The organism is Colwellia sp. Bg11-12, assembly GCF_014076955.1.
Taxonomy (GTDB): Bacteria; Pseudomonadota; Gammaproteobacteria; order Enterobacterales; family Alteromonadaceae; genus Colwellia_A.
This window is the reverse complement of sequence record NZ_JACGUZ010000077.1, coordinates 211,062-232,067: the sequence shown is the minus strand read 5'-3', so window position 1 is coordinate 232,067 and position 21,006 is coordinate 211,062. Positions and strand designations below refer to the sequence as shown.

Sequence of the window (21,006 nt, the reverse complement as noted above, 5' to 3'; positions counted from 1 at the left end):
GCTGATTTTCGTCGTTGTTTTTTTCTTTATTTTTATCTTGTTTGTCTTGTTTGTCTTGTTGCTGATCCTGTTGTTCTTGCTGTTTTTTTAACGCTTCAAGATAAGTTTTATTGGCCTTTGCATCCTCATGTTTTGGATTTTTTTTCAGCGCTTGCGTGTAAGCTTCAATCGCTTCATCAATTCGCTTTAATTGTGCTAAAGCATTACCTTGGTTATATAGAGCTTCCGCGGTGTCTTGTTGCTGAAATGCTGTTAATGCTTGTTCGTATTCTCCAGAGCGATAATAAGAGCTCCCCTGCCATGATGAATTTTCAAAACTATTTGCTGCTTGTTGAAAAGCTTCAGCATTGAATTGCTTTTGTCCTTGCTGGTCTTTAGTTTGCCATAAATTATCCCAATAACTTCTCGCTAAATTTTCACTCGGTACTTGCTCTGATGTTGCTATCGTACTTGGTTGAACCGTATTGGCTAGGGTTGAACCGTCCGCATAGCTCTTATCAACGGGTGTTATTAATAACATTATTGGCAATATGGCCAGTAAGCGTCCTCGGCGAAAGTAGGGCAGCAGCAAGGGTAAGACTAATAATAATAAATAGGGGCCAGCTTCTTGCCATTCATCACCCGTATTTGAAGACTCTTTTTGTTGTTGCTCTTCAATATCAAGTGGTTTATATAATAACTGTTCAATATCTTTATTATTATTAGCAAGGGTTGCGTAATAACCACGACCTCTTTTCGCGGCTCCTTTTAATGCCGACACTGATAATTTAGGAACGATAATTGAACCGTTATTATCTTTCATCAATTCGCCATTGTTGAGTTTTATAGGTGCGCCTGACCTTGTACCTATGCCTAACACATTCAAACGATGGTTGTTGTTTCGACTCCAATTAGTGATGTCTTGAATATCATAGTTGTCAATGCCATCAGTAAACCAATATATATCACCTTTGCTATGACCTGCATTAACGAGCATGTCGTGAGCAAGTGTTAGTGCTGCTAAAGGATTACTGCCTAGTTCTGGCATTAACTCAGGCGATAAAGAAGGTAATAACAACTTAATATTATTAATGTCATCTGTTAGAGGGCTAATAGTAAAAGCGTCTCCTGCATAGGCGACAAGCCCAATTTCGCCTTCATTTAATTGTTCAAGTAAATCAATGGCCTTGTAACGTGATCGTGTTAATCGATTGGGTGAAATATCAGTCGAATACATAGAGTAAGACATATCCATGATCAACACTGAGCCCCGTGCGGTTTGATAAACAGGTTGAGGCAGCTTTTTCCAGGTAGGTCCGGCTAAGGCAACAATCGCAAGTAAACCAATAATAAAAGGTAAAGTCAGTGACAATTTCTGTTTGCTGTGTTGTTTATCAACTAAAACATTCGCTAAATGTTGCGGCAATAGCTGTTGCCAGCCTGATTGGCTTAAGCGGTATTTATTAAGTAGTTTTAATGCCAAAGCCAAAGCGATAATAGCGAATAGCCACCAAGGGCGAATAAAGTGAAAGTCAGCCATGTTATTTACTCGCTCCTTTTAACTTATATACGGGCAGGTTTACCCAGATTAAATAGAAAAATGATAGCAGTAACGCTATTGTTAGTGGCCAATAAAATAATGCAGTCAAAGGTCGCATTTGTTGTTGGTCTTGTTCTATGGGTTCTAGAGCATCAAGTAATTCGTATATTTCACTCATGTCTTTACTGTCGCGAGCTCGAAAGTAATAACCACCCGTTTCGCTGGCTAATTGTTGCAATGATTCCTCGTCTAATTCACTGGAAGGATTAATTTGGCGTTTGCCAAAAATTGAATTTTGGATCATAACATCTGCGCCAATACCAACTGAGTAAATGGTAATATCTTTTGCTACAGCAAGCTCTAATGCTTGTTCGGGTGTTATTTTACCGGCAGTATTTTGGCCGTCAGTTAACAGTAATAATACGCGGTTTGAATCTTTTTTTGTATCGAAGCGCTTTACTGCCAAGGCAATAGCGTCACCAATGGCTGTTTGTTTACCAACTAAGCCTAATACGGCTTCATCAAGCATCTGTTGTACTGTCTTTCTATCAAAGGTCATCGGCGTTTGCATATAGGCGTCGTCACCAAAGAGAATAAGTCCTAGACGATCACCTGTTCGACGTTCGATAAAGTCACCTAATAATACTTTTAACATATCTAAGCGATTAACCGTGCGACCATTTATTTGCATATCTTCTACTTGCATACTGCCCGACAGATCAACGGCGATCATCATCTCACGCCCTTCGGTGGGCACATTAACTGACTCACCTAGCCACTGTGGTTGACTGGCAGAAATAACGACTAATACCCAAATAAGTAAGAACAAAACTCGAGGAGACTTTTTGTTTTTAGCCGTATAAGTTTGACTTGAGGCATTTTGAATTAACAGAGGCATTTTTAATGCCGCTGTTTGGTTTTGATTTTTTACGGGTAATAGATACATGAACAAAGGTATTGGCAGCGCTAATAATACCCAAGGTAGTAGTAGATTAATCATGACTGTCTCTCATGTGCTGTTACCGAATTTTTCTTTAGCAACTTCGGTGGTAGTGCTTGACTGAGCCAAAGATGAGCGGCTTCCTTCAACGTTTCATTTTCTGGGTTGTCAGTGAGCTGATATTTGTTGTTAAATTGCTGGTCAGACAACAGTTGAAACTTTTCTTGTTGTTTAACGGGTAATTTTTTGAGGAAATAGTTTTTTAATGACTCACCATGTAATGAGGCAACTTCATTACGTGGAAAGTATTGAAAAGCAGCCCACTTAAGCAATGCGATGACGTCGTCATTGTTGTCGGTGTTTTTAAGTTTTGTTAGTGCAACCTTTTTGGCAATATTGAGTTTTCGTCGTTTCTGCCATTTAACAATCATGAAAATTAAGGTAACCAATAAACCAGCAAGTAATATCCACCAGCCATATGCGATAGGATAATTATGGATCTGCTCCGGTAAATGAATATCTTTTAGTTGAGCTAATTGTTCAGACGGCTGTTTTAACGCTTCCATGAGGCGACTCCATCGGTTAACTGCTGCTCTAAAGTTTGGCCTGATGAAAAGTGTAAAACTCTCGCGCCGGCCTTAAGTAATAAATCTTGTTTTTGTTGAGCGAGTTGACTGGCTTGTTGGTGATAATCTTTAGCCGATGCAGCGTCACCAATTAATAATTGCTGTTTCGATATTCCATCGGTTACGGCAACATTCATTTTATATTTACTGGTGGGTAAATCGTGTTCTAGAGGATCACTTATTAAACATACTACCAATTCGCAATGACGACTGATATGAGATAAGTGACGGATAGTTTCTTGGCTAATATGGTTACCGTCAGTGATCAAATGAACTAAACTTCCCGGTCGTGCAAGTTGCCTTAATCGTGCGCAATTTTCTTCAAAAGCGGCATTGGCAGAATCATTTAATTGCTCGCTAGACAGAGGGGAACTAGCGTGTGATTCGCTTTGACCTTGTTGTTGAAGTAACAGGGTGTGCTGATGCGTTTCAACTAAACTATGTAAGTAATGGAGCACGCCTTGCTTACGGCTGCGCGGTTTTAATTCGCTATGCTTATGTTCATTAAAAATAATACCGCCCACTCGATCGCCTCGACCTTTAGCATGCCAAGTCACTAATGCTGCTAAATGTGCCGCTTGCACTGACTTAAAAAGGAGTTGGCTACCAAATAGCATCGAACTGCTTAGGTCGGTAACCACCAGTACAGGACGTTCAACTTCTTCGCGAAAAATCTTGGTATGGGTTTTACCTGTTCTTGCGGTTACTCGCCAGTCAATGGCACGAATGTCGTCGCCATTTTGGTAATGACGCACTTCGTCAAACTCCATCCCTCGCCCTTTACTGCGAGAGAGATAATTGCCCGACATTTGACCATGCTGACTTTTACGTGCAGCAAGATCAATGAGTCTAATTTTGTTTTGATATTGAATTAATTCATCAATAGATAATTCAATCCCATTACTGGCAATACCATTGAGCAGACTTACAATGTCTTGCTGATTTTGTTCTTTTTTTTGATTAAGCCACATAAATTTACTTACAAAATTGATCGTTCATTTTATTGATGTTGTTAAGCGACTTAAGCAACAGCGACTAAGCTTAATAAGTGATCAAGAAGTTGATTACTGCTAATACCTTCAGCTTCAGCTTGATAAGTTAATAAAATACGATGACGTAAAACATTATGGAATACGGCTTGAACATCTTCAGGGCTAACAAAATCACGATTATGTAACCAAGCTCTAGCACGTGAACACCGGTCAAGTGCTATTGTTGCTCGTGGGCTAGCGCCATATGCTAGCCATTTTTTTAATTGGTCGTCATATTTTTCTGGCGTACGTGTTGCCATGATTAAATCAACAATATAATTTTCAATCGCTGGTGCCATATGAATTTCCATCACTTGATCACGAGCGGCAAAAATATCACTTTGTGATATCTCTTTTACCGGTTTTTTACTTTCTTTGTTATGTTGAAGTGCTTCACCACGGTTGAGTTTTAAAATAGCTAATTCACTTACAGCATCAGGATAATCGATTTCAATGTGCATTAAAAATCGATCCAATTGCGCTTCAGGTAGTGGATACGTACCTTCTTGCTCAATCGGATTTTGTGTTGCCATCACTAAAAACAAATCGGGGAGTGGGTAGGTATTACGACCAACCGTAATTTGTCCTTCTGCCATCGCTTCTAATAAAGCCGATTGTACTTTTGCTGGTGCACGGTTTATTTCATCGGCGAGAACTAGATTTCTAAAAAGAGGTCCTGGTTGGAAAACAAAGGTACCGTCTTCAGGGCGGTAAATATCTGTGCCCGTTAAATCAGCAGGTAACAAGTCAGGTGTAAATTGTACACGATGAAAGTCTGCTTCAATTCCTTCAGCTAGTGCATTTACTGCACGAGTCTTTGCTAAGCCGGGAGGACCTTCTACAATTAAGTGGCCATTGGCAAGGAGTGCGATTAGTAAGTTTTCAACAAGGGCGTGTTGACCGATAATTTGTTGAGATAAGTATTCTTTTAAAGATGAAAAATGTTCAATTGCCATGCTAACTACCACTTACTTGTTTTTATTGTTAAACCTATGGGTATATATATAAGGTTCAGGTACCATAAAACAAGCGATTTTTACGATTTGACATGATTTTTAACAATTTATATTGGAATGAATACTTCACGTTTTAGCAGGGAGTTGTATTTATTTCATTTGAGGTTAGAATAAAGCAACAAATAAGTGGTCAGACCTCTTGGTCTAAAGACGATAAAACTAGATATTACGATAGAAGGGTAACACATGACAAAAATGAATTTAACGACTCGAAACGGAGAACGCATTGCTGTAGTGGCTGGTTTGCGTACACCATTTGCAAAACAAGCGACTGCTTTTCATGGTGTTCCAGCAGTAGATTTAGGAAAAATTGTCGTTAATGAATTGCTAAAAAAGCATGATATTGACCCTACTATTATCGATCAGTTGGTTTTTGGTCAAGTGGTTCAAATGCCAGAAGCGCCAAACATTGCACGAGAAATTGTTTTAGGCACCGGTATGAATGTTAATACTGATGCTTATAGTGTTTCAAGAGCTTGTGCAACAAGCTTTCAATCAACGGTTAATGTAACTGAAGCTATAATGGCTGGTTATGTTGATGTGGGTATTGCCGGTGGTGCTGACTCTTCATCTGTTGCACCTATTGGTGTTTCTAAAAAGTTTGCGCGTATCTTACTTGATTTAAGTAAAGCGAGAAATTTAGGGCAAAAAATTTCACTTATTCGCCAGTTAGGTTTAAAAGATATTATGCCTGTTCCACCAGCTGTTGCTGAGTACTCAACGGGTATATCAATGGGGCAAACCGCTGAACAAATGGCGAAAACTCATAATATCTCTCGTGAAGCACAAGATGAGTTAGCACACCGTTCACATACTTTAGCGACCCAAAGTTGGCAAGAAGGTAAGTTAACGGGTGAAGTGATGACCGCCTACAGTGAACCTTATAAAAGTTTTATTGAAAAAGATAATTGTATTCGTGAAAACTCAGAACTAGCGGGTTATAAAAAGTTACGCCCTTGCTTTGACAGAAAACACGGCACAGTGACTGCAGCAACCAGTACACCATTAACAGATGGTGCCTCTGCTATTATTTTAATGCGCGAAGGCCGAGCCAAAGAATTAGGTTATAAACCGCTTGGCTATATTAAGAGTTATGCTTTTGCTGCCATTGATGTTTGGCAAGATATGTTAATGGGTCCAAGTTATGCGACGCCATTAGCTCTTAAACGTGCGGGTATGGAATTAAAAGATTTAGATTTAATTGAAATGCATGAAGCTTTTGCAGCGCAAGCACTGGCTAATATGAAAATGTTTGCCAGTACTAAGTTTGCCCGTGAGCAATTAGGTCAAGATAAAGCGATTGGCGAAATAGACATGTCTAAGTTCAATGTTATGGGCGGTTCTCTAGCTTATGGTCACCCGTTTGCGGCAACTGGCACACGTTTAATTGTGCAAACCCTCAATGAATTGAATCGTCGTGGTGGTGGCACCGGTTTAACAACAGCATGTGCAGCTGGTGGCTTAGGCGCGGCAATGATTGTGGAGACAGACTAATGACTGCACAAAACGATAGCAACCAAGCAAACGATAAAGAGATTAACCAAGAGAGTAATAATATGAGTACGTTTACCTTAATTCGCCAAGATAATGGCATTGCTCATTTAGTCATGGATGTGATTGGCGAATCCATGAATACTTTGAAAGCTGAGTTTTCAGAGGAAATTGATACGGTATTAAAAGAAATACGTAATGATAGTACGATTAAAGGTATTGTTTTACTTAGTGGCAAAAAAGATTCTTTTGTGGCGGGTGCTGATATTAATATGCTGGCAAGCTGTCAAAGTGCGAGCGAAGCAACAGCACTTTCTCGCCAAGGACAATTGATTTTTGATCAAATTGAAAGCCTTTCAATTCCTGTTGTTGCGGCTATTAATGGTGCTTGCCTAGGTGGCGGACTTGAACTTGCCATGGCGTGTCATGCACGTATTTGTAGTGATAATGTTAAAACAGCATTAGGTTTACCCGAAGTACAGTTAGGGTTATTACCTGGTAGCGGTGGCACACAACGTTTACCAAAATTGGTGGGTATTCAAAAAGCATTAGACATGATGTTAACGGGAAAACAGCTTCGAGCAAAACAAGCGTTAAAGGCGGGTTTAATTGTCGATGTTGTACCTAATAGTATTTTAGTTTCTGCTGCAGAAAACTTAGTCTTAGCTGCACAAGGCAAAGCCAGTAAAATTAAGAAGAGCCAACGAAAAATCAGCATGCTAGACAAAGCACTTGAAGGTAATGCGGTTGGCCGTAAGATAATATTTAATCAAGCGACTAAATCTGTATTAGCGAAAACAAAAGGAAACTATCCTTCGCCACTTAAAATTATTGATTGTGTGCGTAGCGGTATTGAAAAGTCATCAGTGCGTGGTTACCAAACAGAAGCCGATCATTTTGGTGAATTAGTGATGTCACCAGAGTCAGCACAATTAAGACAGATTTTCTTCGCCACTACCGACATGAAAAAAGAGCAGGGCATAGAAGGTGTCGATGCTAAACCGATTCACCGTGTAGGTGTTTTAGGTGGTGGTTTAATGGGCGGCGGCATTGCTTTTGTTAGTGCCACTAAAGCGAATGTTGATGTACGTATTAAAGATATAGCACCGCAGGGGATCAGCCATGCAATGAAGTATGGTTACGACATACTTAACAAGAAAGTTAAACGCCGCTTTATGTTAAAAAGCGAAATGCAAAAGCAATTAGCCAAGATCACAGGTTGTGTTGATTACAGTGGTTTTAAAAATGTTGACATGGTCATAGAAGCTGTTTTTGAAGATCTATCGTTAAAGCAAAAAATGGTTGATGACATGGAAAGTATTTGCTCTGAGCACACTATTTTTGCGAGTAATACATCAAGCTTACCGATTGGGAAAATTGCAGAAAAAGCGCTACGCCCTGAAAACGTAATTGGTTTACATTACTTTTCCCCAGTAGATAAAATGCCGTTAGCAGAAATCATTGCTCATTCAAAAACATCTGATCAAACGATATCAACGACAGTCGCTTTTGCTAAAAAGCAGGGGAAAACTCCAATTGTTGTGCAAGATAAAGCGGGCTTCTATGTGAACCGTATATTAGCGCCTTATATGAATGAAGCTGCTTTGTTATTGCTAGAAGGTGAGTCGATTGGAAAGTTAGATAAAGCATTAGTTAACTTTGGTTTCCCTGTTGGCCCAATTCAATTACTCGATGAAGTGGGTATCGATATAGGCGCTAAAATTGGGCCTATTTTACAAGCTGAATTAGGTGAACGCTTTGCGGCGCCTGAAGCGTTTAATAAACTTATTTCTGATAAGCGCTTGGGTAAAAAAGTTCAAAAGGGCTTTTATCTTTATAAAGATAAGCAAGGTAAGAAAGTAACCAAGAAACTTGTTGATGAATCTGTTTACTCATTATTAAATATTATTATTAAAGATCAAAAAACGAATGATGAGCTTGTGCAACGTTGTGTTTTTATGATGTTAAACGAAGCTGCAAGATGTTTAGATGAAGGTATTATTCGCAATGCAAGGGACGGTGATATCGGCGCTATTTTTGGTATTGGTTTTCCTCCATTCTTAGGTGGACCATTCCATTACATGGATACCTTAGGCGCAGAAACTATTGTGAATAAGCTAAACCTATGGAGTAATGAACTTGGAGAGCGTTTTAAACCTTGCCAAGCATTAATTAACATGGCTGAAACGGGTAACAAATATTACTCGTAACTGGCAAAGAATCGCCATACTACAGGTAAGTAAATGATAAAAGAGGCAATACATTGCCTCTTTTTTTATGCTTGTTTACCATATGAAAAAGTTGAATAAATACTCTAAATTAGTTATATTTCGCCAGTAAATTTCTTAGTCAGTTTAGTGGTAAGTATTATGTTGTTACTTTTAGGATTTATCAGTATTTTTTGTTCAGGATTTTTCTACTGTCAGGCTTTGCTTAGTGGTTTAGGCTTGAAGCGCTGGGCATGTGCAGGATTAGTGTTTGGGCCTTTTATCTGGCCAATGTTCTGTATGAAAAAACGTATGAAGGTGAATAAGATGTTTGGCTTTAATACACTAATTTTAAAAGCTTAGATGCTTTTAAAGTTAATTTTTCTTTACCACTCTAGGTAAAATAAGACAGCTACATTCCTTGTAGCAAACAGTGTCTTTCTTCAAACCAACTATTGAAACATAGTTGTCAAATATTTATTACTTCCACCACTTGCTTGCAGGCATCTCTTTAATTTCAATGCTAGCAGCAATAGGGTTTGCTTTCGTTGTCACAAATAAAGTTTTAAATAAGTTAATCATTTTGGACTCCTAGATGCGTACACCTTTACGACCTGTATTTTCTATTTTTAATTTATGGTCAATTCTAACCCCTTTACGGCCAGTTTTTTCTATTTTCAATTGATTATTAATTCTAACGCCTTTACGGCCAGTTATTTCGATTTTCAATTGATTATTAATTCTAACGCCCTTACGGCCAGTTTGAATTATATCTAGAGTATTACTCTCTATTACTGGAGCTGGTGACGCTGACATGGCTAGAGATAAAATAAGTGAGCTAAGCATTCATGTTTCCTTAATTTATTATTATTAATTTCATAAATAATAAAGCACGTACTGTGCCAAAAAGTAAAAGCCTTATTAAATAAGGCTTTTACAATGTTTTTTTTAGGGAAATATGCGTGTCAAAATTTTGTAAGCGGCAAGTGATGTTTATGAGCTTTTTTGGGCATATAGTGTCATTAACGTGACGTTTTGCCAAAATTAGTCGATTTGTTAGTTATTTGGTGTGAGAGTAGATATTTCTGAAAGTCATTTTCTGGCAATGGTTTACTGTATAAATAACCCTGTAATTGCTCACAGCGTAAACCAGAGAGGAAGTTGAGCTGTTGATTGGTTTCAACACCCTCTGCGACTACTTGCATGCCTAAGTTGTGCGCAATTGTCACTATAGTAGCAACCATGTTACGCCCTTGTTCTGACTCTTCAATATCATCAACAAAAGCTTTATCAATTTTCAGCGTGTTCAATGGAAACTTTTTTAGATAAGCGAGTGACGAATAACCGGTGCCAAAATCATCAAGTGATAAGTGAATACCCATCGCACGAATTTGCAGCATAATATCAATAGCTTTTTGTGGCGAGTCCATTACCGTACCTTCGGTTATTTCTAATTCAAGGTACTTTGCGGGTAATTGGCTTTCTTTGAGAATGTCAGCGATCATGCCAACCAAATTAGGCTGGGTAAATTGCACCGCTGATAAATTAACAGCAACTCGACCTGTAAATAATCCGGCATCAACCCATTTTTTAGTCGCAAAACATGACTTTCTTAAAACCACTTCGCCAATGTCAATTATTTGGCCTGTTTCTTCAGAGATAGGGATAAAAGTTATCGGACTGATAATGCCTTTTTTAGGTGTTTCAAAACGCACTAACGCTTCCATACCCGCAACTTTACCGGTAGAAATTTCAATTTTAGGTTGATAAAAAACTGAAAAAGAGTCTTCTTTTAAGCCGTGTCGTATTAAACTTTCTACTTGTAAACGTTTTACGGCGGCTTTGTTCATTGAGTCACTGAAAAATTGGTATTTATTACCGCCATTATTTTTAGCGTGGTACATAGCCGTATCGGCATTTTTGAGTAGCTCTTGTGGCGATATGCCATCTTCAGGGTAAAGTACAATACCTAAGCTACTAAAAAGCACAACTTCATGGTTCTTTAGTTTAAGTGGTTGAGCAATGGTACTCAGCACTTCTTTAGCTATACTGGTAATTGTATGAATATCGTTAGTATTCTCAATAATAATACTAAACTCGTCACCACCTAGGCGATAAACAGTATCTTGTTTTCTACCAACGGCTTGCATTCTTTTGGCTACTTGGCATAAAAGTACGTCACCAACTTCGTGCCCCATAGAGTCATTGATTTTTTTAAAATTATCTAAGTCAAAAACCAATAAAGCATGAGGTGCTTTTTTATTGACTAATGAAGTTTGATTGGCTTGAAAATATGAACGATTAGGCAGGCCTGTTAATGTATCGCTATTAGCTAATTTACGCAGTTCAGCTTCAGTTTCTTTGCGTTTAGTTATATCAGAAAACACACCAACAAAATGAGAAATACTTTTATTCTCATCAAGTATCACATCGATATTAAGGTCGGTTAAATACTCTTCGCCATTATCACGTTTACTTTCGATTTCGTCGTGCCAACTGCCTTTGGTTATTAAGTGCTTCTTTACATCTTTGGTGAAACTTTTTGGGTATTGGGCAAAATCTAATGTTATACCGAGCATCTCTTTTCTCGTTTTTTTTGTGATGCGTTGATAAGATTTATTGACATCTACAATGTTAAAAGAACGATCATAAATAACAACAGCATCTGAGATGTTTTCAATACACTTGGCAAATAACTTTAATCTTTCATCTGCTTTTTTTATGCGGCTTATGTCCTTAAGGGTCCCGGTCATGCGGGTTGGTGTACCTTTTTCATCACGTTCTACTATTTTTCCACGGTCAAGTACCCAGATCCATTTATCATCTTTATTCTTTACACGGTATGTTGCTTCAAAATGGTCTGTGTCGTTATCAAAATGGTCGTTAATCGCATTCCGAACACGTTCGATGTCGTGTTCGTTAATATTGGTTTTATCGGAGCCGACATTACGTTTTCCATCTTGAGGGAATTCTAAAATCCCCCATATGTTTGAGCGATATATCTTTCCGGTTACTATATTCCAATCCCACATCTCATCGCCACTTCCCCATAAGGAAAGCTTCAAACGTTCTTCACTTTTTTGAATTTGTAAGTGAAATAAACGCTTATGGCGCATTTGCTGAACAAAATAAGCAATGACTAATAAGACAAGTAGGGCATAAACACTTATAGCGCTTTTTGATAACCACCAAGGAGCGAGTATATGAATGTTTAAGGTACTTTTTTGACTTGGAACAGTACCTAGTAAATCATAGACTTCAACTTCAAAAATATAGTCACCGTGACTCAGGTTGGTATAGGTCGCTCGGTAGTTATCTTTTCCGGCTTCTATCCAGTCTTTATCTAAACTTTTCAATTGATAACGATAAGCTACTTGATCTGGAAACTTTGTGTTTGGAGAAATAAACTCAATACTAAAGGGGGACTGTTCATGCTTCAACGTTAATTTTTGTAACTGACTTAAATTTTTAGGTAACGAAAATTCATTTGTTTTATGAGTTGGAGTGGAAGATAATTTACTGTTAATATTGATACGATTGTTGGCAATGCGTAATTGAGTAAATGTTGGAGGATTAATAGTTTGTGTCATCTTTGTGATTTTTGATGGGGATAGTTTTAAATAACCATTATTTACACCAAAATAGATACTATTATCTGATGTTTTAATTGATGAATTTGAATAGAATTCATTGTCTGATAGGTGAAAATCTTTACCAAATTCCTTTATTTTCTTAGATTTAGGGGTGATTTGGTTAATCACGCCATTAGATGATAACCATGCGTTTTCTTTACTATCTAGAGTTATTGAATATGTTGAGTTATTTGATAAGCCATTATCTTCATTAAAATATGTCGTAGTTTTTTTGTCTTTATCATAAAGTAAAAGTCCTTGTTCGGAACTTAACCATACCCATGAATTTGAAGATATAATATTACTAATATCAAAATCTGGTACAGTTTTAAATTTTGAAAGTTTATGGTAAACAAAACTATCTTTTATACTATTGGTTTGAGATAAATCAATACTGATTAATTGGTTATCTGTTGAAAAGCTCCAAAGAGTTTGGTTGTCATCTATATATATACCTTTAAGTTTCTCACTGTTGTTGGCTTGTACTCTAAAGAATTTTTTGGAAGTAATATTATAATTTACTAACTTCCCATCATTATCAATGAACCAAATTAACTCACCCATAATTTGTAACTGATAACTCCTATTATACATAGATTTTTTATGCCAATCCTTTAGTTCCTCAGCTACATTTGTGGATGTATCATAAATATAGAGTTTATCAGTTAAGGTATATAACCAAATGTTGTTCTTATTATCTGGAATAGCTTGAAAGATATCTTCATCTTCTAGTACAGCTTTACTATTCGAATCAAGTTCACTTTTTATTGGAGCGAGTCCTGATTCCCCTGAGTATACCCATAATTTTTTGTCAGCCGAAATTACAAATAATTCTATTGATACATTTGAATCGGATAAAAAATGCTGGAAGTGCTGACTACCGCTAATGAAGAAATTAAGTCCTTTTCCATACGTACCTATCCAGATATTATCTGAATTATCTTTAAATATTGTTAATAACTCGTTTGTTGAAATACTTTTATTTTGTGAGCTATTTTGTACAGTTTTTATATCGTTAGTCTTCAAATTTACAATATTCAAGCCATTTTCTGTAGCAATCCATACCGTTGATAAATCTGTGAAAACTATACTTCTAACCTTGTTCGAAATTATTTTATTGGTTGGGTGGGTTGTATAGTAACGATCAATTAAATTATAATTTTCATCTAATACGTAAACACCGTTATCAGTGGCTAGCCAATAATTACCATTTATTTCTTTTATATCAAACATTGAGTTAGCAAAAATAGTTATATGCCATTTGTTGTTTTTCTTTTGTAGTGACTCTGCGTAATTTAGGTTTTCATTAACTAAGAAAATACCTTTGTCGTAACTGCCAAACCAAAAGTTTCCTTTTAAATCTTGATAAATAGTTTTTATTTCTCTTAATCGACCTTCAAGTCCGTGAATTTTTATTTGTTTAAAATAATTATTCGCTTCGTTAAATTTATGAATGCCACTTGTGGTAGATACCCAAATATTATTGTTTTTATCTTGATAGATATCCCAAATCATATCGTCTTTTAATGATTCATTATTACCTTCTTGATGATAAAAGTTTTCAAAGTTATCAAGCAGTACGTTATATTTACTTAGCCCTTTTTCAGTTCCTACCCAAAGCACACCAGCATTATCAACAAAAACTTTACGAATAAAGTTATTTGCGATTGAGTTAGGATCAGCTAAATTTTTTCGATATTTTACGAAATTTTTTCCGTCATATCTATTGAGCCCATCTTCGGTTGCTATCCAAATGAATCCATCATGGTCTTGTGTTATGTCAAAAACATTATTTTGGCTTAAACCGTCAGCGGAGAGTAAGTGCTTAAACTTTAAAGCGGCTTGATTTGATAACGAGGTATTTGCAGTGATAAGACTTTCAGTGGTTGTTTCTTCCGCGTAAGTGATATGAATGCTAAATATTAATGTCGAAGTTAATAAACAGAAGATTCGGAAAAACTGTTGAAACTTTACGAGGTAACTCTTGGGAAAAAAATTAAGCACAAATACAACCTTTGATAGAAGCTTTAATTAGGCTTATTTACACGATTAATATTAAAAACAACCAGAAAAAATATCTTTAAATAAAGAGTAGACTGGTTTTTAACTGAGTAAATTAAGCAAGCAATTTTATTATTTTTGTTATTCGTATTGCATACATCACATTAAAAATGATGCCTAGGGCTAAGTCAACTCATTTACTCTAATATGTAAAAGAGACTTTGCTGAGTTAATTTGAGTAGCCTTGATATTTTATCGGCAGGTTTAATATTTTCTTTGACAATTTTTTAATTTTTTTCTAATCTTTTCATTATGCTGGAGTGATATTTGGATTTTCTCTTCCGTACTATCTTGATAACTTGTTAAGGTTATTCTATCAGTATTGTTATTCACTAAAAGTTGTTCAGTAAAAAAATGACTAATATCATTTACAGTTAATGACAAGATGACTTGAATCAATTGCTGCTTTTCATCAAAGTTCGTTTCTTTATTACAAATAGCGGCCCAGAATCTTTGGCTTTTTATTCGTAAACTAGAGTCTTTTTCTTGTAATTGACTCGCCAATCCTTGTTGGATATGCAGCCAACCTTCGTCAGACAAAAGCGTTAACTTCTCTAAAGACTGATTAATAAACCCGTTTATTTCTGTGACTAAAACATCAGCATTTACGTGTGGCGACTGAATATAAAAGGCGATACCAGGATAACGATTAATAGGAATAAATCCAACACCGACTAAATAGCCAAATTGCTTATCAGTTCGCATTTCTTGAAAAAAAAGGGGAGATAACACTTGGCTAGTGATCATGGTTATCGCTATTGTTTTTAAGTCTTTCTTTGAAAACGGATAATAAACGACAGCAGCATGGTCATGTTCAGGCAATTGCAAAGGCAGGTGAATATCTCCTTGACCCTCAATATCAAGAATGGGGACATTAACGGCATACTTATTTGAGTATTGATGATTAAATGCCGACTTTAAGAGATGACTGAACTTCACTGCATGTTTACTTAACCAGTTTCCATGCATTAATGCATCGATGGTTATCTCATCAAATAAATGTTTTCTAAAGGCTGTAAACTCTTTAAATGATGTATTTTCCAGAGCATTGGCTAACTCATTACTCGTGGGGTTTTTAGGTTGCATCGTTGAACTAAGAATCGAAAATAATTGTGAAATAGATTTACTTGTTTGCGCGTTATGCCAATGGTTAATTAATTGTTTTTTAAACAATTCAAACTTTTCTTCTATAAAATTTGCGGTTACTAAGCTTAATAATAACTGTTCAAGGAGCTTGTCTTGTTTAGTGCTAACGCCAGAGAGTTGAAGTGTCATTCCACCTTGATGCGAAAATAAATGATAATGAATACCCGCTAGTTCAGCGTCATAATGTTGTTCAATAACGGCATCACTATACAAGTCGACAAATAGCCGCGTCATCGCAATATGCTTACTGTCTTTTATAGTGAGTGGTGCATCAATACCGATATAAATATAACCTTTGGGTACTTTAAAGTTATTGTCTTGTTTAAACCAAATAGATAAACCATCAATTTTTTCAATTAAATCAGGGGTGCTTTTATGTTGTTTACTAACCGGAGTAGATGCGTATATTTTAGGCGATTTTACGATATAAGGATTACTTAGCGGTAAAGAAAGATCGTGAGTTATTGCTTCATTTTCCCAGTTTGTAATTTGCATAGGACTGATTTTTTCAATACTAAAGGGGACTTGATACCAAAAGCTTTTTTTATCAAACGTATTCTGTGCACTAATATGAATAACACGCATGTTATTTGCTGATAGACAGCCTAACAGCAAGCTAATTGTTTGTTGTTGCATACCATTCATTATGTAGTCACCGTAAATATAATCATCGGGTGAGTAATGCTGCATATTAATAACCAACTGGCAAACAGAGTCTAATGGTTTTAGTTTTTCTTGGTAATTGAATGACAAATTCGCAATCGCTTGTTTTTCTTGATAATAAAAGTCGTCAATAGGAGTACTTTTCATCACGTTTATATAAGAGAAAATACAACTAATAATCTCGTTAATATGTTGTTCGCCTAATTCAGTTAGCGAAATACTTAAATTGAAGTCTTTGAAGTTTGCGCCGTTTACGCCTGAGCCTGCGGTTAAGCTAAGTGCCCAACGCTGCTTTTTAAGGTAAGACAAAATACTGCCACCACCTTCGTGGCCTAATAAATAAGCTAAAATAGATTCAGGTTTGTGACGGTAGTAGCGATCAATGCTTGGCATTGCAAAGCTAACAATGAGTTGTCGATCGTTTTTTACAGGTTTTACATTAATTTTTATTTGTTGATGCTCAGCGAGATAAAGCGGGGTGTTAATCACTGGTGGTATTGAAGTTGCCGCTTTTATATCGGTAAACTTACTCGTTGCTAATTGGGCTAATTCATCAAGTGACTGTGGACCTTCTAAAACAAGTGTCATTATATTCGCGCGATAATATTGATGAAAAAAATTACGTATTTCAGTGGTTAAATCACTGTCTTTTCGATCAGCAAGCGTATCAATTGAGCCTACCGAAAATTTTGAGAAAGGATGTGCTTGATTGATGGTTTCTTTATGCACGTCGTACAAGCGTCGAATATCATCTTTGAGTTTTAGTTTAAATTCAGCATCTACATTCTGACGCTCTTTCTCAACAAACTCTCTTGAAAGTAATGGGCTAATAAAAAACTGACTAAAGCGATCGAGTGCAAAGGTAAAATGTTGGTGATGAATGTCAAAGAAAAAGCAAGTGTGCTCTGTTGCAGTCCAAGCATTATTACTACCACCGTGTTGACTAATATATTTTTGATATTCACTACCGTCAGGGTAAGACTCAGTACCTAAAAACAACATGTGTTCTAGAAAGTGGGCTAAACCTTCTCGGTCTTTGGGATCACTAAAATGTCCAATATTTACCGCTAATGCAGCAGCTGATTTATTCGTTTGCTCATTATGAATTAATAGAACACGCAAGCCGTTTGATAGTGTTAACGTTTTATATTGCTTGCTGTCATTTGGGCTTTGTTTCAATATCTGCTCCGGCAAACACTGCAACAACCTTATTGGTGACGGACACTGGCAAGGTAAGCGTTTGTTTCTAAAATTATTTTAATTATCCAGTTAAATTACCTGATGGATTAACTAGAGTCTAATATATTCTTAATTTTTCTATTAATTATCTATACTATAGACCGAAATAAACGCTAAAATGCGGGCGATTTGAAAAAACGAAGTTATTTGGAAAATTTATGCGAATATTTGTTATGCGACACGGTCAAGCTCAATCAATGGCTCCTTCTGATCAAAGTCGTGAATTAACCTTCCTAGGTAAGTGTGAAGCTGAAAATATGGCAAGTAGGTTAATCGATAAAAAAGTGCACTTTGACGCAATTTTTGTCAGCCCTTATATTCGTGCTCAACAAACCGCAAAAATTGTAAAAAACACTTTAGCGACTGCAACGAGTTTAACCACACTTGAATTTATCACACCAGAAGATTCCGCAGATAAAATGCGTAACTACCTTGAGTTAACTTTTGTTGATAATACACAGGCAAATATACTGATTGTATCGCATATGCCTCTGGTCAGTTACTTGGTGGCGGAGTTTACTTGTGGTCAACATGCGCCACTATTTGAAACCGCTTCTATCGCTGAGATTAGTTATGATATCAGTACAATGCGAGGGCAGTTAATAGCACATACGTCACCTGCTAGCCTTTAGATTTATCGCTAGACAATATCTGCGAAGCGATCATTGAGTTCAACGAGTACTAATAAAGCACCATTACCACCCCATTCAAGTGGTGCTTGATGAAAAGCCATTACATCAGGGTGTTGCACTAGCCAATGGGGAACTTTATTTTTCAGTACCTTTGAACCTAAGCCATGCACAATACAAACACACTTTGCATGTTCTTTTTTACATGCGTACATCAATGCAGCAACTTCTAACTTTGCTGTTTTCTGATCTAAACCATGTAGGTCTAAAATTAAATCGGGTGCATACTGACCACGTCTTAGATTTTTAGCCTCAAAGCTGTCAACATCCTCACGAACATATTTCATCGGACCTTGTTGATTCAAGTTTGGTTCAAATTCATCAGAAAAATAAAACTCAGCATGCTGTTTCTTCTTTGCATTAACTTTTGTTTTAGCCATTTGTAATGATTGACTTTGTACGTGCTTTTTAATCGGGGCAATTTTATCTTGCACGATTGGTTTTACTTTACCGATCGCTTGCTTGAATAAGTCTATCTCATGGGAAGTTAAGGCTTCTTTAAATTTCATGTTTGAAACTACATTCTTAATGATAATAGGGAAAACAATTTAAATTCTAAAAACATCTGTGGGCAATAACAAGCAAAAGGTTATAATATGCCTCATAAATTGCTAGATAATAGAGAATAGATGTGAACGAAGTTGATTTTTCACCAATTAAAGATGAACTACATACCATTGGTGATTATTTACGTTTTGCCACCAGTGAATTTAATCAAGCTGAACTTTTTTTTGGTCACGGTACTAATAATGCGTGGCACGAAGCAATAACCTTAGTGATGTTTGCTTTAAATTTACCGGAAGAATTAAGTGAACAAGTCTTTAATTGTCGATTAACTTCACACGAAAAATCAACCGTGTTGGCTTTAGTTGAACGACGCATTATTGAACAACTGCCAGCCGCCTATTTAACGAATCAGGCTCAGTTTGTTGGTTTACCTTTTTATGTTGATGAGCGCGTTTTAGTGCCTCGTTCGCCCATTGGTGAATTAATTGAACAACACTTTTCACCCACTTTTTCTCAAAAGAACCCTCCAAAACGTATTCTTGATTTATGCACCGGCAGTGGCTGTATTGCTATTGCTTGCGCCGTCGCTTTTCCTGAAGCAGAGGTTGATGCACTCGATTTATCGATTGATGCACTTAACGTTGCACAAATTAATATTGAAAATCATGGATTAACAGAACAAGTTATTCCAATTCAATCTGACGTTTTCTCTGGGGTTGATGGACTAACTTATGATTTAATCGTTACTAATCCACCTTATGTTGATCAAGAAGACGTTGACGCATTACCGCAAGAATACTTGCATGAACCCGAAATGGGTTTAGGGTCGGGTGTTGATGGCTTAGATATCGTTCGTGAAATCCTTGCACAAGCGGCTAACCACCTAAATGAAAAAGGCGTTTTAATTTGCGAAGTGGGGAACTCTCAAATTCATGTTGAGCATGTCTACCCGCAAGTACCTTTTACTTGGTTAACGTTTAAAAACGGTGGTCATGGTGTGTTTATGTTGACTAAGGAACAGTTAATAAATCATGCGAATAGTTTCACACAAGCATTTGAAAAAAAATAATTCAGTTCAATTTCCGTAATTGTATATTCAAATAATAGAGAGAAGATATATTCATGTCAGGCAATACTTTTGGAAAATTATTTACCGTAACATCATTTGGTGAAAGCCATGGATTAGGTTTAGGTGCAATTATTGATGGTTGTCCGCCAGGTTTAGCGTTATCAGAAGCTGATTTACAAGATGACCTTGACCGTCGTCGTCCTGGGACTTCTCGTTATACCACTGCTCGTCGTGAACCTGATCAAGTTAAAATAATGTCTGGTGTTTTTGAAGGAAAAACAACGGGAACACCTATTGGTTTACTCATTGAAAATACCGACCAACGTTCAAAAGATTACGGCAATATCGCGCAAAGTTTCCGTCCGGGTCATGCCGATTATACTTATTGGCAAAAATACGGCATTCGTGATTATCGCGGTGGCGGAAGATCATCAGCACGTGAAACCGCAATGCGAGTTGCGGCAGGTGCTGTAGCTAAAAAATACTTAAAAGAAAAGTTTAATGTCGACATTCAAGGGTGTGTTACTCAGATAGGCGACGTTTGCGCAACTAACATTGACTGGAACATTGTAGAAAATAACCCTTTCTTCTTTCCCGATGTAACTAAGCTTGATGCGTTAGATGAGCTACTGCGCGGCATTATCCGTGAGAAAGACTCCATTGGCGCTAAAATAATGGTGCGAGCCACTAACGTGCCCGTTGGTTTAGGTGAACCTATTTTTGATCGTATGGACGCGGATATTGCTCATGCGCTTATGGGAATAAACGCTGTTAAAGGTGTTGAGATTGGCGATGGTTTTGCGGTGGTAAACCAAAGAGGTTCAGAGCACCGTGACGAATTAACTCCAGAGGGTTTTGCCAGTAATCACAGTGGGGGTATTTTAGGTGGAATTTCATCAGGACAAAGTATTGTTGCTAACATTGCAATGAAACCCACTTCAAGTATTGGAGTCAGTGGAAAAACGATTGATTTAGCTGGAAAAGCAACAGACTTAGTCACCAAAGGTCGTCATGATCCTTGTGTCGGCATTCGTGCGGTTCCTATTGCGGAAGCTATGTTAGCACTAACGCTGATGGACCATTTTTTACGTCATCGTGGACAAAACGCTGATGTTGTTTGTGTTACGCCTGATATTGAATCCTAGTCAGTGATTTTTATTGAAAACCAAA

14 protein-coding genes are annotated in these 21,006 nt (G+C 37.0%); 5 read left to right on the top strand and 9 right to left on the bottom strand.

The features are described 5' to 3' along the window. The 5 genes from H4J39_RS14920 to H4J39_RS14900 form a co-directional block, all read right to left on the bottom strand. The coding region (locus H4J39_RS14920; RefSeq protein ID WP_182229177.1) for a VWA domain-containing protein at window positions 1-1,519 on the bottom strand (1,519 nt) is incomplete at its 3' end. Between the two features lies 1 nt (window position 1,520). Next, a complete protein-coding gene (locus H4J39_RS14915; protein ID WP_182223351.1) occupies window positions 1,521-2,519 on the bottom strand; it encodes a VWA domain-containing protein in 999 nt (332 codons plus the stop codon). Further along, a complete protein-coding gene (locus H4J39_RS14910; RefSeq protein WP_182229176.1) occupies window positions 2,516-3,025 on the bottom strand; it encodes a DUF4381 domain-containing protein in 510 nt (169 codons plus the stop codon). The genes H4J39_RS14915 and H4J39_RS14910 overlap by 4 nt, the downstream gene beginning before the upstream one ends. Next, window positions 3,013-4,056 (bottom strand): DUF58 domain-containing protein, encoded by a 1,044-nt coding sequence (locus H4J39_RS14905; RefSeq protein WP_182229175.1) that lies wholly within the window; start codon window positions 4,054-4,056, stop codon window positions 3,013-3,015. Before H4J39_RS14905 ends, H4J39_RS14910 begins: the two co-directional genes overlap by 13 nt. A 50-nt stretch (window positions 4,057-4,106) precedes the next feature. Further along, window positions 4,107-5,072 (bottom strand): MoxR family ATPase, encoded by a 966-nt coding sequence (locus tag H4J39_RS14900; RefSeq protein WP_182225314.1) that lies wholly within the window; start codon window positions 5,070-5,072, stop codon window positions 4,107-4,109. Window positions 5,073-5,318: 246 nt separating this feature from the next. On the opposite strand from H4J39_RS14900, the gene fadI reads away from it, so the two are divergent. Both fadI and fadJ read left to right on the top strand, forming a co-directional pair. After that, window positions 5,319-6,626, top strand: coding sequence for an acetyl-CoA C-acyltransferase FadI (fadI, locus tag H4J39_RS14895; protein WP_182181972.1), 1,308 nt, complete (start codon window positions 5,319-5,321; stop codon window positions 6,624-6,626). Further along, window positions 6,626-8,833, top strand: coding sequence for a fatty acid oxidation complex subunit alpha FadJ (gene fadJ, locus H4J39_RS14890; RefSeq protein WP_182229174.1), 2,208 nt, complete (start codon window positions 6,626-6,628; stop codon window positions 8,831-8,833). The genes fadI and fadJ overlap by 1 nt, the downstream gene beginning before the upstream one ends. A gap of 588 nt (window positions 8,834-9,421) precedes the next feature. Here the strand turns inward: fadJ and H4J39_RS14885 are convergent. The 3 genes from H4J39_RS14885 to H4J39_RS14875 all read right to left on the bottom strand — a co-directional run bounded on the left by H4J39_RS14885 (window position 9,422) and on the right by H4J39_RS14875 (window position 17,511). Further along, window positions 9,422-9,676: a hypothetical protein gene (locus H4J39_RS14885; protein WP_182229173.1), complete on the bottom strand. Its 255-nt coding sequence runs from the start codon at window positions 9,674-9,676 to the stop codon at window positions 9,422-9,424. A gap of 176 nt (window positions 9,677-9,852) precedes the next feature. Beyond that, window positions 9,853-14,466, bottom strand: a complete 4,614-nt coding sequence (locus H4J39_RS14880) for an EAL domain-containing protein (RefSeq protein WP_182229172.1) — start codon at window positions 14,464-14,466, stop codon at window positions 9,853-9,855. Between the two features lie 261 nt (window positions 14,467-14,727). Next, window positions 14,728-17,511 carry an insulinase family protein gene (locus tag H4J39_RS14875; protein WP_182229171.1) on the bottom strand — a complete coding sequence of 928 codons (2,784 nt, stop codon included), beginning with the start codon at window positions 17,509-17,511 and terminating at the stop codon, window positions 14,728-14,730. A 218-nt stretch (window positions 17,512-17,729) separates the two neighbouring features. On the opposite strand from H4J39_RS14875, the gene sixA reads away from it, so the two are divergent. Further along, complete coding sequence (gene sixA / locus H4J39_RS14870; RefSeq protein ID WP_182229170.1) at window positions 17,730-18,203, top strand: phosphohistidine phosphatase SixA; 474 nt, start codon at window positions 17,730-17,732, stop codon at window positions 18,201-18,203. An 8-nt stretch (window positions 18,204-18,211) separates the two neighbouring features. Here sixA and smrB read toward each other — a convergent pair whose 3' ends face one another. After that, the gene (smrB, locus tag H4J39_RS14865; protein WP_182229169.1) at window positions 18,212-18,769 is read right to left on the bottom strand and encodes an endonuclease SmrB; all 558 of its coding nucleotides are present in this window, start codon (window positions 18,767-18,769) and stop codon (window positions 18,212-18,214) included. 122 nt (window positions 18,770-18,891) lie between these two features. Between smrB and prmB the strand changes: the two genes are divergently transcribed. Beyond that, window positions 18,892-19,836 carry a 50S ribosomal protein L3 N(5)-glutamine methyltransferase gene (gene prmB, locus H4J39_RS14860; protein WP_182229168.1) on the top strand — a complete coding sequence of 315 codons (945 nt, stop codon included), beginning with the start codon at window positions 18,892-18,894 and terminating at the stop codon, window positions 19,834-19,836. A gap of 53 nt (window positions 19,837-19,889) precedes the next feature. Continuing rightward, complete coding sequence (gene aroC, locus H4J39_RS14855) at window positions 19,890-20,981, top strand: chorismate synthase (RefSeq protein ID WP_182229167.1); 1,092 nt, start codon at window positions 19,890-19,892, stop codon at window positions 20,979-20,981. Window positions 20,982-21,006 lie beyond the last annotated feature (25 nt).